General features: G+C 61.4%; 17 protein-coding genes. 11 read left to right on the top strand and 6 right to left on the bottom strand.

Annotation, left to right across the window (positions count from 1 at the left end; genetic code table 11):
• Positions 1-33 precede the first annotated feature (33 nt).
• Positions 34-684, bottom strand: a complete 651-nt coding sequence (locus tag M5C56_RS07970) for a hypothetical protein (protein ID WP_103496252.1) — start codon at positions 682-684, stop codon at positions 34-36.
• 372 nt (positions 685-1,056) lie between these two features.
• Here M5C56_RS07970 and coxB point away from each other — a divergent pair, with 372 nt between their 5' ends.
• The 4 genes from coxB to M5C56_RS07990 all read left to right on the top strand — a co-directional run bounded on the left by coxB (position 1,057) and on the right by M5C56_RS07990 (position 5,344).
• Positions 1,057-2,187, top strand: a complete 1,131-nt coding sequence (gene coxB / locus M5C56_RS07975) for a cytochrome c oxidase subunit II (RefSeq protein ID WP_103496253.1) — start codon at positions 1,057-1,059, stop codon at positions 2,185-2,187.
• Between the two features lie 82 nt (positions 2,188-2,269).
• A complete protein-coding gene (ctaD, locus tag M5C56_RS07980) occupies positions 2,270-3,868 on the top strand; it encodes a cytochrome c oxidase subunit I (protein ID WP_100939988.1) in 1,599 nt (532 codons plus the stop codon).
• 3 nt (positions 3,869-3,871) lie between these two features.
• Positions 3,872-4,420, top strand: a complete 549-nt coding sequence (locus tag M5C56_RS07985; RefSeq protein ID WP_103496254.1) for a cytochrome c oxidase assembly protein — start codon at positions 3,872-3,874, stop codon at positions 4,418-4,420.
• Positions 4,421-4,453: 33 nt separating this feature from the next.
• The gene (locus M5C56_RS07990; protein WP_103496255.1) at positions 4,454-5,344 is read left to right on the top strand and encodes a cytochrome c oxidase subunit 3; all 891 of its coding nucleotides are present in this window, start codon (positions 4,454-4,456) and stop codon (positions 5,342-5,344) included.
• A 20-nt stretch (positions 5,345-5,364) separates the two neighbouring features.
• Here M5C56_RS07990 and M5C56_RS07995 read toward each other — a convergent pair whose 3' ends face one another.
• Complete coding sequence (locus M5C56_RS07995; protein ID WP_100939991.1) at positions 5,365-5,568, bottom strand: twin transmembrane helix small protein; 204 nt, start codon at positions 5,566-5,568, stop codon at positions 5,365-5,367.
• Between the two features lie 71 nt (positions 5,569-5,639).
• Between M5C56_RS07995 and M5C56_RS08000 the strand changes: the two genes are divergently transcribed.
• The 5 genes from M5C56_RS08000 to M5C56_RS08020 are packed head-to-tail and all read left to right on the top strand — an operon-like array spanning position 5,640 to position 9,554.
• Complete coding sequence (locus tag M5C56_RS08000) at positions 5,640-6,386, top strand: SURF1 family protein (RefSeq protein ID WP_103496256.1); 747 nt, start codon at positions 5,640-5,642, stop codon at positions 6,384-6,386.
• Positions 6,352-6,945 (top strand): hypothetical protein, encoded by a 594-nt coding sequence (locus M5C56_RS08005; protein ID WP_103496257.1) that lies wholly within the window; start codon positions 6,352-6,354, stop codon positions 6,943-6,945. Before M5C56_RS08000 ends, M5C56_RS08005 begins: the two co-directional genes overlap by 35 nt.
• Before the next feature lie 10 nt (positions 6,946-6,955).
• Positions 6,956-8,035, top strand: a complete 1,080-nt coding sequence (locus tag M5C56_RS08010; protein WP_103496258.1) for a COX15/CtaA family protein — start codon at positions 6,956-6,958, stop codon at positions 8,033-8,035.
• Positions 8,023-8,922, top strand: a complete 900-nt coding sequence (gene cyoE / locus M5C56_RS08015) for a heme o synthase (protein WP_103496259.1) — start codon at positions 8,023-8,025, stop codon at positions 8,920-8,922. The genes M5C56_RS08010 and cyoE overlap by 13 nt, the downstream gene beginning before the upstream one ends.
• Positions 8,919-9,554 carry an SCO family protein gene (locus M5C56_RS08020; RefSeq protein WP_103496260.1) on the top strand — a complete coding sequence of 212 codons (636 nt, stop codon included), beginning with the start codon at positions 8,919-8,921 and terminating at the stop codon, positions 9,552-9,554. Before cyoE ends, M5C56_RS08020 begins: the two co-directional genes overlap by 4 nt.
• A gap of 3 nt (positions 9,555-9,557) precedes the next feature.
• Here M5C56_RS08020 and M5C56_RS08025 read toward each other — a convergent pair whose 3' ends face one another.
• Entirely contained in the window at positions 9,558-9,983 is a 426-nt protein-coding gene (locus tag M5C56_RS08025) for a VOC family protein (protein ID WP_103496261.1), read from the bottom strand.
• 105 nt (positions 9,984-10,088) lie between these two features.
• Between M5C56_RS08025 and M5C56_RS08030 the strand changes: the two genes are divergently transcribed.
• On the top strand, positions 10,089-10,949 hold the full coding sequence (locus M5C56_RS08030; RefSeq protein ID WP_103496262.1) for a LysR family transcriptional regulator: 861 nt from the start codon (positions 10,089-10,091) through the stop codon (positions 10,947-10,949).
• A gap of 134 nt (positions 10,950-11,083) precedes the next feature.
• On the opposite strand, the gene M5C56_RS08035 is transcribed toward M5C56_RS08030, so the two are convergent.
• The 3 genes from M5C56_RS08035 to M5C56_RS08045 all read right to left on the bottom strand — a co-directional run bounded on the left by M5C56_RS08035 (position 11,084) and on the right by M5C56_RS08045 (position 13,606).
• Positions 11,084-11,857 carry a MetQ/NlpA family ABC transporter substrate-binding protein gene (locus M5C56_RS08035; protein WP_103496263.1) on the bottom strand — a complete coding sequence of 258 codons (774 nt, stop codon included), beginning with the start codon at positions 11,855-11,857 and terminating at the stop codon, positions 11,084-11,086.
• A gap of 67 nt (positions 11,858-11,924) precedes the next feature.
• Complete coding sequence (locus M5C56_RS08040; protein ID WP_103496264.1) at positions 11,925-12,599, bottom strand: methionine ABC transporter permease; 675 nt, start codon at positions 12,597-12,599, stop codon at positions 11,925-11,927.
• On the bottom strand, positions 12,599-13,606 hold the full coding sequence (locus tag M5C56_RS08045) for a methionine ABC transporter ATP-binding protein (protein ID WP_103496265.1): 1,008 nt from the start codon (positions 13,604-13,606) through the stop codon (positions 12,599-12,601). The genes M5C56_RS08040 and M5C56_RS08045 overlap by 1 nt, the downstream gene beginning before the upstream one ends.
• Before the next feature lie 485 nt (positions 13,607-14,091).
• On the opposite strand from M5C56_RS08045, the gene M5C56_RS32465 reads away from it, so the two are divergent.
• Positions 14,092-16,113 (top strand): ricin-type beta-trefoil lectin domain protein, encoded by a 2,022-nt coding sequence (locus tag M5C56_RS32465; protein WP_103496266.1) that lies wholly within the window; start codon positions 14,092-14,094, stop codon positions 16,111-16,113.
• Positions 16,114-16,135: the final 22 nt, after the last annotated feature.

Below are 16,135 nucleotides of genomic sequence, written 5' to 3' on the forward strand. Positions count from 1 at the left end.
TCGCGTTCGGTTGCGATCAATTGCGTTGTCGGTTCAAGCGCCCGGCTGCTCCAGCTCCAGCCCCACGCCCAATTGGCGCGACAGGCACGGCCAGCGCTTCCACGCCGCCTCGGTGTCCGGGCTGTACAGGCGCTCGCGATAGGCTTCCACCGACTCCAGGGCAAAACTTTCTTCGTTGAGCATTTCATCGACCGCGTGATGCACTGCTTCATCCAGCTGGTTGGCGAATGTCTCGCCGATCAACTGGTGGGCGATCAGGTTGGCCACGGTAATGTCCGAGGGAATCAGCGGCTGGCCGAAATGCTTGATGTACAGGTCGTTGACCTCCTCCACCAGGCGATGCGCCAGATAGGCTTCGTCCAGCAGGCCGTCGAGCCCGACATGGCCTTCCAGGATCGCCGGGGGTTGCAGGAAAAACTGCTCGGCGATAGTCAGCACCGGCTTGATCTGCGATTCGATGCCGGCTTCGCGCGCCACCTCATTGGCCGCATCCAGCAAATCGGGAACCAGGTCGATATAGGCTTTGACAAACCGGGTCAGCACACCTTTGGCGTCAACATCCGGCAGTTGAATAGCGGGGTGAAGGTGCGGCAATTGAACTTCAAGTTGACGCGTCAACTGGCCACTACCGGCCTCGTGTTGATGGGCACGTTGAATCTGCTCGCGCAATGCGGCGGTGTTCATGAAAACTCCAGGGGGGGACGGCAAAGGGAAAATAGGGAGAGTACAAAGTAGCTGGGTTATAAAAGATGTTCAGACGCATTTGTAATAATTATTTCATGCTTATATGCGTGGGTTATATCGGTTTGCCGTCATTTCTGCTCTGCCCCAGGTAATTCGTGGCCTCCAGCCTGATGCAAAGTCGCCTTCAGTTCATTTCCCAGATCGCATGGCGCTGTCCCGGTCGCTGTCTATACTCGATTTCGTAGGGAGTTAGCTGTTGACGCCCGGCAGCTGTTGCAGGCCCGGCCGAATGGTCCGCTTACGCAGTACGACCATTCCCTTGGCCGCAGGTGAAAGCCGGCGGGATAACAAGAACGATAAGGGGAACCCGCAATGATGCGACATCCACGAGTCTGGATGGGCCTCCTGTTGTGGTCGATATTCAGTCAGGCGCATGCCGCCTGGACCGTGAATATGGCGCCAGGAGCGACGGAAGTCAGTCACGAGATCTTCGATCTGCACATGACCATTTTCTGGATCTGTGTGGTGATCGGCATCATCGTGTTCGGTGCGATGTTCTGGTCGATGATCATGCACCGACGCTCCACCGGCCAGGTGGCGGCCAAGTTCCATGAAAGCACCACCGTGGAAATCCTCTGGACCATCGTGCCCTTGCTGATCCTGGTGGTCATGGCGATTCCCGCGACCGCCACGCTGATCAAGATGTATGACACCAGTGAGTCGGACGTCGATATCCAGATCACCGGCTATCAGTGGAAATGGCACTACAAATACCTGGGCCAGGATGTCGAGTTCTTCAGCAACCTGTCCACCCCCGCCGAACAGATGCATAACCAGGCGCCCAAGGGCGAAAACTACCTGCTGGAAGTCGACCAGCCGCTGGTCTTGCCGGTGGGCGCCAAGGTGCGTTTCCTGGTGACCTCCGCCGACGTGATCCATTCCTGGTGGGTGCCGGCCCTGGCGGTCAAGCGCGATGCCATTCCGGGGTTCTTCAACGAAGCCTGGACCCGGATCGACAAGCCCGGCCTCTACCGCGGGCAATGTTCCGAACTGTGCGGCAAGGACCACGGTTTCATGCCGGTGGTGGTCGATGTCCGCACCAAGGCCGACTACGACAGCTGGCTGGCCGATCGCAAGGCCGAGTCCGCCAAGCTCAAGGAACTGACCAGCAAGGAGTGGACCCTCGACGAGCTCAAGGAGCGCGGCGACAAGGTCTACCACACCACCTGCGTGGCCTGTCACCAGGCCGAGGGCCAGGGCCTGCCGCCGATGTTCCCGTCACTCAAGGGCTCGAAAATCGCCACCGGTCCCAAGGAAGACCACCTGCACCGGGTGTTCTTCGGCAAGCCGGGCACGGCCATGGCGGCCTTCGGCAAACAGTTGTCGGAAGTCGATATCGCCGCCGTCGTGACCTACGAACGCAATGCCTGGGGCAACAACAAGGGCGACATGGTCACGCCCAAGGAAGTCCTGGCACTGAAGCAGGCGGAGGGCAGCAAATGAACAGCTCCGTTGCGTGTTCGCTGAACCGGTCGGAGCCGAGGCTCCCGGGCCAAGCCGTTCCCCCGTTTGCAGGAGACAGGACATGAGTGCAGTGATCGATGACCATGGCCATGGCGGCCACGATGAGCACGCCGCCCACGGTCCCGCCAAGGGCCTGATGCGCTGGGTGCTGACCACCAACCACAAGGATATCGGCACGCTGTACCTGTGGTTCAGCTTCGCCATGTTCCTGCTCGGCGGCTCCTTCGCCATGGTGATCCGCGCCGAGTTGTTCCAGCCGGGGCTGCACATTGTCGAGCCGGCGTTCTTCAACCAGATGACCACCATGCACGGCCTGGTGATGGTCTTCGGCGCGGTGATGCCGGCCTTCGTCGGCCTGGCCAACTGGATGATCCCGCTGATGATCGGCGCGCCGGACATGGCCTTGCCGCGGATGAACAACTTCAGCTTCTGGCTGTTGCCGGCGGCCTTCTCGCTGATGGTCTCGACCCTGTTCATGCCCGGCGGCGGGCCGAACTTCGGCTGGACCTTCTATGCGCCGCTGTCGACCACCTACGCGCCCGAAAGCGTGACCTTCTTTATCTTCGCCATCCACATGATGGGCATCAGTTCGATCATGGGCGCGATCAACGTGATCTCGACCATTCTCAACCTGCGTGCGCCGGGCATGACCCTGATGAAGATGCCGCTGTTCGTCTGGACCTGGCTGATCACCGCGTTCCTGCTGATCGCGGTGATGCCGGTGCTGGCGGGTGTCGTGACCATGATGCTGATGGATATCCATTTCGGCACCAGCTTCTTCAGCGCCGCCGGTGGCGGTGATCCGGTGCTGTTCCAGCACGTGTTCTGGTTCTTCGGCCATCCCGAGGTGTACATCATGATCCTGCCGGCGTTCGGCGCGGTCAGTGCGATCATCCCGGCGTTTTCCCGCAAGCCGCTGTTCGGCTACACCTCGATGGTCTACGCCACGGCGAGCATCGCCTTCCTCTCGTTCATCGTCTGGGGCCACCATATGTTCGTGGTCGGCATTCCCCTGGTCGGCGAGCTGTTCTACATGTACGCGACCATGTTGATCGCGGTGCCGACCGGGGTGAAGGTGTTCAACTGGGTCAGCACCATGTGGCAAGGTTCGCTGACCTTCGAGACGCCCATGCTGTTTGCGGTGGCCTTTGTCATCCTGTTCAGCATCGGCGGCTTCTCCGGGCTGATGCTGGCGATGGCGCCGGCGGACTTCCAGTACCACGGCACCTATTTCGTGGTGGCGCATTTCCACTACGTGCTGGTGCCGGGGGCGATCTTCGGGATCTTCGCGTCCACCTACTACTGGCTGCCGAAGTGGACCGGCCACATGTACGACGAAACCCTCGGCAAGCTGCACTTCTGGCTGTCGTTCATCGGCATGAACCTGACCTTCTTCCCGATGCATTTCGTGGGCCTTGCGGGGATGCCACGGCGGGTGCCGGACTACAACCTGCAGTTCGCCAACTTCAACATGGTCTCCTCGATCGGTGGCTTCATGTTCGGGGTCACCCAGCTGCTGTTCCTGTTTATCGTCATCAAGTGCATCCGCAGCGGCCCGCCGGCCCCGGCCAAGCCCTGGGATGGCGCGGAAGGCCTGGAGTGGAGCATTCCGTCACCGGCGCCGTACCACACCTTCACCACGCCGCCGGAAGTGAAATAGATCATGGCCGACTCGATCTCGCTCAAGCGCCTGGTCACACGCCTGTTGTTGGTGGTGGTAGCGATGTTCGCCTTCGGTTTTGCCCTGGTGCCGCTCTACGACGTGATGTGCAAGGCCTTCGGGATCAACGGCAAGACCGCCGGGCAGTATGAAGGTGAGCAGGTGGTCGACCTGTCACGCAAGATCGGCGTGCAGTTTCTCTCGACCAATGCCGTCGACATGGTCTGGGAGTTCTATCCCAAGGCCAACCAGTTGACCGTGCACCCCGGTGCCGTCAACGAGATGCTCTTCGTGGCCTACAACCCCACCGACCATGTGATGAAGGCCCAGGCCATCCCGAGCATCGCCCCGGCGAATGCGGCGGTGTATTTCCACAAGACCGAATGCTTCTGCTTCACCCAGCAGACCCTGCAGCCCGGGCAGCGCATCGAGATGCCGGTACGTTTCATCGTTGACCGCGACATGCCCAAGGATGTGAAGCAACTGACACTGGGCTACACGCTGTTCGACATCACCGCCCGCAATCCGCCCGTGGCGGGTACGGGCGGCTAGGACATTTGGCGTGCCCGATAAGGAGAACAATAAATGGCGATTCATGAGCATTACTACGTACCGGCCCAGAGCAAGTGGCCGATCATTGCCACGGCGGGCATGCTGACCACGATGTTCGGTCTGGGCACCTGGTTCAACGACCTGAAGGCGGCGCGCCCGGATTCCCACGGCCCGCTGATTTTCTTCGTCGGCGGACTGCTGCTGGCCTATATGCTTTTCGGCTGGTTCGGCACGGTGATCAAGGAAAGTCGCGCCGGGCTCTACAGCCCGCAGATGGACCGCTCGTTCCGCTGGGGCATGAGCTGGTTCATCTTTTCCGAGGTGATGTTCTTTATCGCCTTCTTCGGCGCGCTGTTCTATGTGCGCAATCTGTCGGTGCCCTGGCTGGCCGGTGACGGTGGCGCGAAAGGGATCGCCCACCTGTTGTGGCCGAACTTCCAGAATGCCTGGCCCTTGCTGAACAACCCCGATCCGAAGCTCTTTCCCGGACCCAGGGAAACCATCAGTCCCTGGGGCTTGCCGCTGCTCAATACCGTGTTGCTGGTCAGTTCCAGCGTCACCGTGACCATCGCTCACCATGCCCTGAAGAACGGCCATCGCGGCGCGCTGAAGATCTGGCTGGCGATCACCGTGCTGCTGGGGATCGCGTTCCTGAGCTTCCAGGCCAAGGAATACATGCATGCCTATCACGAGTTGGGGCTGACCCTGGGCTCGGGCATCTACGGCGCGACCTTCTTCATGCTCACCGGTTTCCACGGTGCCCACGTGACCATCGGCACCCTGATCCTGTTCGTGATGCTGATGCGGGTCATGCGCGGGCACTTCAATGCCGAGCATCAATTCGGTTTTGAAGCGGCCAGTTGGTATTGGCACTTCGTCGACGTGGTCTGGATCGGCCTGTTCGTGTTCGTCTACGTGCTTTGAGCCTTGCCGGGCCCTGGGTTTTACCAGGGCGCCGAGGACACCAGTTGGCCGCTGAAAAAGCCCCAGGTGATCAAGGCCAGGGTGATCACGGCAAGCCCGACCCGCACGGTGAGGGCATGGACCAGGCGCTTGGAGTGCGCGTCGTCCTTCACCAGGAAGAACAGGCCGCTGAACAGGCTGGCCACCGTGGCCAACAGCATCAGGACAATCGCCGCTTTCAACATGGTGAGACTCCGGGGGAGATGCGCATGCAATTGAGTATAGCGAGTCGAATAACGGCCGCCGGAGCGCGGTCATGAGGCGCTTCCAGCCCGGCATCGCGCCGACCCTGGTGGTGCTTGTGCTGCTGCCGTTGCTGGTCTGCCTGGGGTTCTGGCAGCTGAGTCGCAGCGAGCAGAAACGCGTGCTGCTGGAAAACCATGCCCAGCGTCGCACTTCCGAACCGGTGGCTAGCGACCAGTTGAAAGCCATGACCGATCCGGCCTTTCGGCGGGTGCGATTGAGCGGGCAGTTCGACGCCGAACACAGTTACCTGCTGGATAACCGCATGCGCGACGACCGGGTCGGCGTCGAGCTGTTGCAGCCGTTCCACGACGAGGCCAGCGGCCTGTGGTTGCTGGTCAACCGGGGCTGGTTGCCCTGGCCGGATCGGCGCACGCCGCCGGTGTTCAGCACCCCTGCGCAGCGGCTGGAAATCGGCGCCTGGGTGTATGTCTCGCCTGGCGCGACCTTCCAGCTGGGCAGCGACCCGGCCAATGCGAGCTGGCCACGGCTGGTGACCGCGATCGACCCGGACAAGCTCTGGGCGGAGCTGGGACGCACAGGTTTCAACTACGAACTGCGCCAGGAGTCCGGCCCGGCGGCCTATGAGGCCGGCTGGCCGGTGGTCTCCGAAGGCATGGGGCCGGAAAAACATGTGGCCTATGCCGTGCAGTGGTTCGCCATGGCACTGGCGCTGTTCGGCCTTTATCTCTACCTCGGATGGCATAACGCAAGGGAGAAACACCATGGGAGCGGCCATGAATCCACTGAACACAGCTGAAGCCCCGACCCCGCCACGGCGTGCCCGCGGTCGCTGGCAACTGATCATGATCCTGTTGGTGGTGATCGGCCCGATGGTCCTCGCCACCGGGATGTACAAGTTGCAGTTCTGGGTGCCGGAGAGCCGCAGTTATCACGGCGAGTTGATCGGCAATGGCGAAAGCCGTGCCGACCTGGGCGTGCAGACCGACGAGCAGCGCTGGCAGATGCTGGTGACCGCGCCGGGGGACTGTGCCGCGGACTGCCAGCAACTGGTCTACCTGGCGCGGCAGATCCAGATCGCCCTGGGCCGCGATGCTTCCCGGGCCAGCCATGCCCTGGCGACGGCGCAACCCCTGGAGACGTTCTACGACGCCAAGCTCAAGCGCGAATACCCGCAGTTGCAACGCTACCCGCTGGATCTTGCGGCCTACAACCGGGAGGCCAAGGGCAACGGCGCGGCGCAACTGTGGATCGTCGATCCCCACGGCAACCTGGTGCTGCGTTATGACGCGGGGGTCAACGGCAAGGACCTGCTCAACGACCTGGTGCAACTGTTGAAACTGTCGAATATCGGATGAGGGCATCGTCATGGCCAAACCTGGATTTCGCCTCGCGCTGTTCGCCACGCTGCTGGCGCTGATTGTCGTCCTGCTGGGCGCCTACACCCGGCTGACCCACGCCGGCCTGGGCTGTCCCGACTGGCCGGGCTGCTACGGCTTTATCAGCGTGCCCCAGAGCGAAGCCCAGCTGGCCCATGCCGAATTGCATTTTCCCGATACCCCGGTGCAAGCCCACAAGGGCTGGAACGAGATGGTCCATCGCTACTTCGCCGGGACCCTGGGGCTGCTGATCGTGCTGCTGGCCGCACGCTCCTGGCATGAACGCCGGCGTGACGGGCAACCACTGAAGCTGCCGCTGTTCCTGCTGGGAGTGGTCTTCGCCCAGGCGGCCTTCGGCATGTGGACGGTCACCCTCAAGCTCTGGCCCCAGGTGGTCACGGCCCATCTGCTCGGCGGTTTTGCCACCTTGAGCCTGCTGTTCCTGCTGACCTTGCGCCTGTCCGGCGTGCTGCCGGCGCTGGCGGTGCCACGGCGTTTGCAGCGCTGGGCCACGGCCGGGTTGCTGCTGGTGATTCTGCAGATCGCCCTCGGCGGCTGGGTCAGTTCCAATTATGCGGCGGTGGCCTGTATCGACCTGCCGACCTGTCACGGGCAATGGTGGCCGAACGCGGATTTCGCCAACGGTTTCCACCTGACCCAGCATATCGGCCCCAACTACCTGGGCGGCCAGCTCGACAGCGATGCGCGCACGGCCATTCACCTGACCCACCGCATCGGCGCCCTGTTGGTGACCCTGGTGCTGCTAGGCCTGGCCTGGCAACTGCGGGCGGTGGGCATGACCCGGCTCGCCGGGTTGCTGCTGCTGGCGCTGGCGGCGCAGATCTGCCTGGGCCTGAGCAATGTCTACTTTCATCTGCCGCTGCCGGTGGCCGTGGCGCACAATGCCGGCGGCGCGGCCTTGTTGCTGACGCTGGTGCTGGTCAACTACCACGCGCGTACCGCGCTGGTCCGGGTGCGCGCGCAAGCGCCGGCACGCTGGCGTCTGAGCCCGATCAAAGCGGTCCATGCGCCCATCACGATCAAGGGAGAAATGCCGTGGCGACTGTAATCGGTGAGGCCCAGGCCCAGGCGCTCTGGCGCGACTACCTGGAGCTGACCAAACCCAAGGTGGTGGTGCTGATGCTGATCACCTCGCTGGTGGGCATGTTTCTCGCGACCCGTGCCGGCGTGCCCTGGACCGTGCTGGTGTTCGGCAACCTGGGCATCGCCCTGTGTGCCGGCGGCGCGGCGGTGGTCAATCATGTGGTGGATCGGCGCATCGATGCGCTGATGGCCCGCACCCACAAGCGGCCGCTGGCCCAGGGCCGGGTATCGCCGGCGGCGGCGCTGAGTTTCGCGCTGGTCCTCGCGGTGCTCGGGCAGGCCTTGTTGCTGAGTTTCACCAACCCGCTGACGGCCTGGCTGACCCTGGCGTCCCTGCTCGGTTACGCGGTGATCTACACCGGCTTTCTCAAGCGCGCCACGCCGCAGAATATCGTGATCGGCGGCCTGGCCGGGGCGGCGCCGCCGTTGCTCGGCTGGGTCGCGGCCACCGGCCATGTCAGCGCCGAACCGCTGTTGCTGGTGCTGATCATCTTCGCCTGGACCCCGCCGCACTTCTGGACCCTGGCCATCCACCGCAAGGAAGAGTACGCCAAGGCGGATATCCCGATGCTGCCGGTGACCCATGGCGAGCATTACACCAAGGTGCATATCCTGCTCTACACCTGTGTCCTGCTGGCGGTCAGCCTGCTGCCGTTCGTGATCCACATGAGCGGCCTGCTCTACCTGGTCTGCGCCACGCTCCTGGGCGCGCGCTTCCTGAACTGGGCGTGGGTGCTGTACCGTGGCAGTCAGCCGCATGCGGCGATCAACACCTTCAAGTACTCTATCTACTACTTGTTCCTGCTGTTTATCGCGCTGCTTGTCGATCACTACCTATTGTTGAATCTATGACTCGAGTTCAGAAAACCGTTTTTATTCTTGTCGCCGTGGTGGCCCTGGTCCTGGGCCTGACGGTCAACAAAGTGATCCATAACCAGCGCCAGGGCGAGCCCACGGCGATGATCGATGCGGGGATCATCCTGCTGCCCCAGAGCCGTTCGCTGCCCGGGGTGAAGATGACCGACCAGAACGGCCAGCCGGTGCAGGTCGACGAGCTCAAGGGCAAGTGGAGCCTGCTGTTCTTCGGCTACACCTTCTGCCCGGACATCTGCCCGACCACCCTTGCCCAACTGCGTCAGATCAAGAGCGAGTTGCCCAAGGACGCGGTGGGCCAGTTGCAGGTGATCCTGGTGAGCGTCGACCCGAACCGCGATACGCCGCAGCAGCTCAAGCAGTACCTGGGTTACTTCGATCCAGAGTTCCGTGGGCTGACCGCGGGTTCGATCGACGACCTGCAGAAGGTCGCCAATGCGCTGAGCATTCCGTTTATTCCGGCGGACACCAGCAAGCCCAACTACACCGTTGACCATAGCGGCAACTTGGCGATCGTCGGGCCGGACGGTACTCAGCGCGGCTTTATCCGCGCGCCGTTGAACAACCAGAAGCTGGTGGCGCAGTTGCCGGATTTGCTCACGCGCAAATAGCGGCTACTTGGCAAACATCTGCCCGATATCCTTGAAGGCCTTGAACTCCAGGGCATTGCCGCACGGGTCGAACAGGAACATGGTTGCCTGTTCGCCCACCTGCCCCTTGAAGCGCACGTAGGGTTCGATCACGAACCGCGTGCCCTTCTCTTTCAGGCGCTCGGCCAGCGCTTCCCAGGTTTCCCATTCCAGCACCACGCCGAAATGCGGTACCGGCACGTCGTGGCCGTCCACCGGGTTGCTCAACGCCTGTTCCTGGGCCGCCGTCTTGGCCTGGTAGTGAATCACCAACTGATGACCGAAGAAGTCGAAGTCCACCCAGTGATCGCTGCTGCGTCCTTCCGGGCAGGCAAAAACATCGCCGTAGAAATGTCGGGCCGCGGCCAGGTCATGGACCGGGATTGCCAGGTGGAACGGTGAAAGCGCCATGTCGGATACCAGGCTGGGGGAAGGAGCTTTCAGTGTAGCGATGATTATTTTGCTGAAAAGCGCATATTCTTGCTTCCGAGCCCGACTATTTTTGTTGAGTAAGCCATGCTTCGTGAACTCAATACCTTTATCCGCGTTGCCCGCGAAGGCACCTTTGTCGCCGCCGGCCAGCAGGTGGGGCTGACCCAGTCGGCGGTCAGCGCGCAGATGCGCGTGCTGGAGCAGAACCTCGGGGTGCGCCTGTTCGATCGCAGTGGGCGGGCCGCCGTGCTGAATGCGGCGGGTCGCCATGCGCTGCCCCTGGCCGAGCAGATCCTCGCCTTGTACGGGCAGATGGCCCTGTCGACGAGCGCCGCCGAGTGGCAGGGGGAGTTGCGTATCGGCGCCATTGCCACGGTGCAGACCGGTTTGTTGCCCCAGGCCTTGCCGCGCTTTCGCCAGGCGGCGCCACGGGTGGAGTTGAAGCTGGTGCCGGGCGTTTCCCTCAATCTGCTGGGCCAGGTGGATGCCGGTGAGCTGGACCTGGCGCTGTTGATCAAGCCGCCGTTCGAGCTGCCCAAGGAGTTGCTGGAGATTCCCCTGGCCAGCGAGCCCTTTGTGCTGATCGCGTCGCTGCATCTGCCGGGGGATGACCCGCTGCAATTGCTCGCCGAGCAGCCATTCGTACGGTATGACCGGGCATCCTTTGGCGGGCGGCTGGTCAGTCAGTTTCTGCGGGAACAGCGGATACAGGTACGCGATGCGCTGGAGCTGGATGAGCTGGAAGCGATTGCGCGGATGGTGGAGTGCGGGCTGGGGGTGTCGCTGGTGCCCCGGGCGGGACTGTGGTTGCAGCGGGCGGATCAGTTGCGGGTGATCGGGTTGGGCGAGCTGACTTTCGAGCGGCAGTTGATTGCGGTGTTGCGTCGCGCCCAGCGGCAGCCGGCGCTGGATTGTCTGCTGGAGTGTCTGCGTCAGCCGGTATAACGGCCTGTTCGATTCCTTGCAAACGGCACCAACCCTTGTAGGAGCAGGGCTTGCCCGCGGCCCTGAAGGCCACTAAAAGCTTCGCGGGCAAGCCCTGCTCCTACAGGAACGGTGTTCGGTCTTAACTGTGTGGCTTAGAACGCCGGTACGATCGCGCCCTTGTACTTCTCGAGGATGAAGGCTTTCACTTCAGGGCTGTGCAGCGCCGCGACCAGCTTCTTCATCGCGTCCGAATCCTTGTCGTCCTCGCGGGCCACCAGGATGTTCACGTACGGCGAGTCGCTACCCTCGATGATCAGTGCGTCCTTGGCCGGGTCCAGCTTGGCTTCCAGGGCGTAGTTGGTGTTGATCAGGGCCAGGTCGACCTGGGTCAGCACGCGCGGCAGGGTGGCGGCTTCCAGTTCGCGGATCTTCAGGTCCTTGGTGTTCTCGACGATGTCTTTGGGCGTCGACAGGATGTTGGTGGCGTCCTTCAGCTTGATCAGGCCGGCTTTCTGCAGCAGCAGCAGGGCGCGGCCGCCGTTGGTGGCGTCGTTCGGGATCACCACATTGGCGCCGCCTGGCAGGTCGGCGAGTTTCTTGTACTTGCTGGAGTAGGCGCCCAGGGGCTCCACATGCACGCCGGCAACGCTGACCAGGTGGGTGCCCTTGCTCTTGTTGAACTCATCCAGGTACGGCTGGTGCTGGAAGAAGTTGGCGTCCAGGCGTTTCTCGGCCACTTGCACGTTCGGTTGCACGTAGTCGGTGAAGACCTTGACCTTCAGGTCCACGCCTTCCTTGGCCAGGGCCGGTTTGACGAACTCGAGGATTTCCGCGTGGGGGACCGGCGAGGCGGCAACGGTCAGGGTTTCGGCGGCGTGGGCCGAGAGGGCGGCAACGGCGGCAAAGGCAGCAATCAGTTTTTTCATCGAACGACTCCATGTGAGGGGCGCATGCCGGCCTGGGGCCGGCTTATTCAGGTGTAAAAGGCGGATTTTACTTACGGGAAAAGTGCACCACCAGCCGGTCGCCGATGCTCTGCAGCACCTGCACCAGGACGATCAGCATGATCACCGTGACCACCATGACATCGGTCTGGAAACGCTGGTAACCATAGCGGATCGCCAGGTCGCCGAGGCCGCCGGCACCGACCACACCGGCCATGGCGGTATAGCTCACCAGGGTAATGGCGGTCACGGTAATCGCCGCGAGAATGCCCGGCCGGGCTTCCGGCAACAGAGCATTGAGAATGATCTGGCGGGTGGTCGCGCCCATCGCCTGGGTGGCTTCGATAATGCCCCGGTCGACTTCGCGCAGCGCGGTTTCCACCAGCCGCGCGAAGAACGGCGCGGCGCCGATCACCAGCGGCGGGATGGCCCCGGCCACGCCCAGGGAGGTGCCGGTGAGAAGCACGGTGAACGGAATCATCACGATCAGCAGGATGATGAATGGCAGCGAGCGCACCACGTTCACCACGAAGGCCAGGATCGCGTAGGTAGCCTTCTGCTCCAGCAACTGACGCGGGCTGCAGAGGAACAACAGGATCCCCAGGGGCAGGCCCAGCAGGATGGTGAACACCAGCGAGGTGCCGAGCATCAGCATGGTATCGCCTGTGGCTTCCCAGATATCCGCCCAGTCGACGTTGGCGAAGAAATTCAGAAACAGGTCCATCAGCGCAGTACCTCCATATGGACGTCGGCGGCGGTGAAGCGCGCGAAGGCGGCCTCCATGTCGCCGCCGGTGACGGCGAGCGTCAGTTGCCCATAAGGGGTGTCCTTGATGCGGTCGATGCGCCCGGCAAGGATGCTGTAGTCCACGCCGGTTTCACGGGCGACGGTACCCAGCAGCGGCGCGTAGGTGGCTTCGCCCTGGAAGGTCAGACGCACTATACGGCCCGGCACATGGGCGAAGTCGTCACGCTGCTCGCTTTCGTCGATCTGTTCGTCTTCCTGGACGAAGCGGCGAGTGGTCGGGTGCTTGGGGTGCAGGAACACCTCGGCCACCGGACCCTGTTCGACGATCACGCCGGCATCCATCACCCCGACCACGTCGCAGACCCGGCGGATCACGTCCATTTCATGGGTGATCAGCACGATGGTCAGCTTCAGCTCGCGATTGATCTCGGCCAGCAGTTGCAGGACCGACGCGGTGGTTTGCGGGTCGAGGGCGCTGGTGGCTTCGTCGCACAGCAGGATCTTCGGCTTGGTCGCCAGGGCGCGGGCAATGCCGACCCGCTGCTTCTGGCCGCCAGACAACTGGGCCGGGTATTTCTTCGCGTGGTCGGACAGGCCGACCCGTTGCAAGAGTTCGGCGACCCGCTGGTCGATCTCACGCCGGGACAGCTCGCCGGCCAGGGTCAGCGGCAGCGCGACGTTGTCGGCCACGGTCTTGGAGGCCAGCAGGTTGAAGTGCTGGAAGATCATCCCGACCTGTTGGCGGAAACGCCGCAGGCCATTGGCGTCGAGCGCCGTGACCTCTTCGTCGTCGACGATGATCTGGCCGCCGCTGGGGGCTTCCAGGCGATTGATCAGACGCAGCAGGGTACTTTTTCCCGCGCCGGAATGACCGATCAGGCCGAAGACCTGGCCGTTCTCAACCCGCAGGTTGGTGGGGTGCAGGGCGGGAATATCCTTACCGGCGACCCGGTAGGTTTTATGGACGTTATGAAACTCGATCACGTAGCGAACCTTGTGGGGCGCAATGGAAAAAGGTCAGCGGTTAGCCGGGCGGGCATTTTAGCCTGTCCGTATAGGTCGTCTTAGCATTTATTTCGCATTCTACCTTTAATTTGGGCATATCTCGATCAGCGGCGGTCGTCGCGCCGGGCGCCGTCGAGTGGCGGTATTGGCTGGCAGTCTCCCCATCAGCGGGTAACGGGTTTACATCGATTGTGCTGTGTTGTGTAGGAGGTTTCTTTTGTGTGAAGTTCAGGGTCTTATAGTAGCGAGTGGATCCAATTCGGCTTCTGGATGTTAATATTTTGAATCGGCTTTTTCCGAGACTTGTTGTTTTTGTTCAAGTAGGCTTTTAACTAATCCGGCTCCCGAAGTGGGGTGTTATCTTCGGGTGTTACAAGTTTCTTGATTGAAATTTGTGAATTGAGTGTTTAGCCGGAAAGCAATGGATGGCCTTAGTCGTTTTATTTGTTTGACACGGAATTTCCGTGTTTCCGATAAGTTTGGAAACAATAAATAAGGTGATCGCATTGAAACCACTCAAGACCATGGTTATGGGTTTGCTTGCCCTGTCGATTCATAATATCGCAGCCGCCAGTGATAGTTCGACGGGTTCGTCGAGCGCCCAGAATATTATCTCCTCTCAAAAACTGCTGATGTTCGGCCCCCCTTCCGCACAGGTGCTTCCGGAGACGTTTGAGGCCTGGCCACGCCTGATGGCCGATGCCCTGGAGCCCGAGGAGATAGAGCGGCAGCGGGCAGGTATTGCTTTGGCTTATCTGGATATCGCGGCCGTTACGCAAGATGAGGACGTTCAGGCCAAGGTGGGTCAGCTGTTTGCCGAGCAGATACCTGTTTTGCTGAAAATGGACGGTGATAATGCCGAGTTGAAGGGGCAGGTTGCCGCTTTGTTTGGTATCGCCGGTTCCTCGCGCTATACGCTGTTTTACCGAAAAAATAACGCCCAGGTAGAGGTCCAGGGTTTCGATGATTTGAACACGCAGGAACAGATTGCCGCACTCGAAGAACAAGTGCTGAAGTGGCAGTCCGGGCAAGATGGGCATACGGCCACTGAGGCGGAAGAAGGCGTCGCGACATTACAGGGATCGGCAGAATATCCACCTGCCGGTGCTCCGGTGCAAGTAAGTTCTTCGGATTTTACAGCGGTGCCGAGCCTGACATTCAACTTGTCTCAAACGGGCCGCAGGGGTGAAGTCTCGACATTGGCCAATATCGAGATCATCAGAAGTGCCCTGCGCGCTCAAGACAAGAAGTTCATTATTATCAAGGGTAATCCGACGACGATTAAATCGGAGAGAAATGGCATTCTCACACCGATACCCGGTGTCAGGAATCTCTGGGCCTCCTATCTGCCCCAGACGTACCGGGTAAGCCATGTGGTCGAGGCCGCCGGTGCCGGTCCGGGCCTGGTGAGATTTGCTCCCCCGAGTGATGGCCGAACGGAGTTCAGTTACAACGAGACGCAGACCCGTGGTTTCACCATCGGTGGCTCGGTAGGTGCCGAATTCGGACCCGGAGCGACGGATAAGGCCACCTACGTGGCCAAATCCCCTTTCAGTCTGGGTGCCAGTTATGAGCACACCAATAGCAAAACCCTGGCGACCAGCTTCAAGGACTACTCGTTGTTGGCATCGTCAAATAACCGCGGCGCGCATTGGGTGGCCCCCATCGCACCTCGTCTCAGAAGTGCGTTGATTGACAGGGTCACCGCCAACGGGCCGATTCTGACAGAGAGTCGCATGACGCCGATGATGCGCCAGGCCAGCCTGGAAACCTACAGTGTCTGGGAGTTACCGGGCAGTTACAGCGGCAATGCGAAAGTGATAGTCGGTGCCGGCTATGACCTCCAACTGGATGAATGGTGGCGGGATCGGACCCAGATCAAGAAGAGGAGCGAATTGGTCAACTATGCCCATAACAGTGAGTTTGTCCTGGATTTATCAAGTCCTTACCTGACTCGCGAGATGTCGGTGCTTATCCGCTCCCAGGACGGTGCCGGAAGATGCCTGGTCGAGTCGGGGAGCACGGTGACGCTTGCCGCGTGCAATGCCCAGCAAAAAAGCCATCTATGGGGACTCGACTCGGAAAGTCGTTATGTAAACCGTGGGTCTGGAAAGTGCCTTGCGTTGCAGGAGCGCTCGGGTGCGCTGTCGACTGAAACCTGCCGTATCGACAATCGCCAACAATGGGAGTGGCGTGCCGACCGGATTCATTCGCTCTATAACCTGGACTGGCGGCTGTTTGTCCAGGGGACGCGACCCTCGGCAAAGCCGGACGGCTCGATGGCCTTCGACGATGTGCCGGTCAACGCCTTCAACCGCTTCAATATCCCGTGGGCCAGTTATCCCGGAGCGCCTTCGGCGGGCGACGTGATGCCCAACGAAAATGGTGTTTCGCCGCAGGTCAGCCCGGACTGGGTTTCGACCTACAGAAACCCTATCGATGCACGTCAGCGGTGGCGTATCGAGATACTGCGTGATGGGCTGTAATCGCGGGCTCGGATAATGTTTC

It is taken from the genome of Pseudomonas sp. MWU13-2862, from assembly GCF_023242495.1.
GTDB lineage: Bacteria > Pseudomonadota > Gammaproteobacteria > Pseudomonadales > Pseudomonadaceae > Aquipseudomonas > Aquipseudomonas gingeri_D.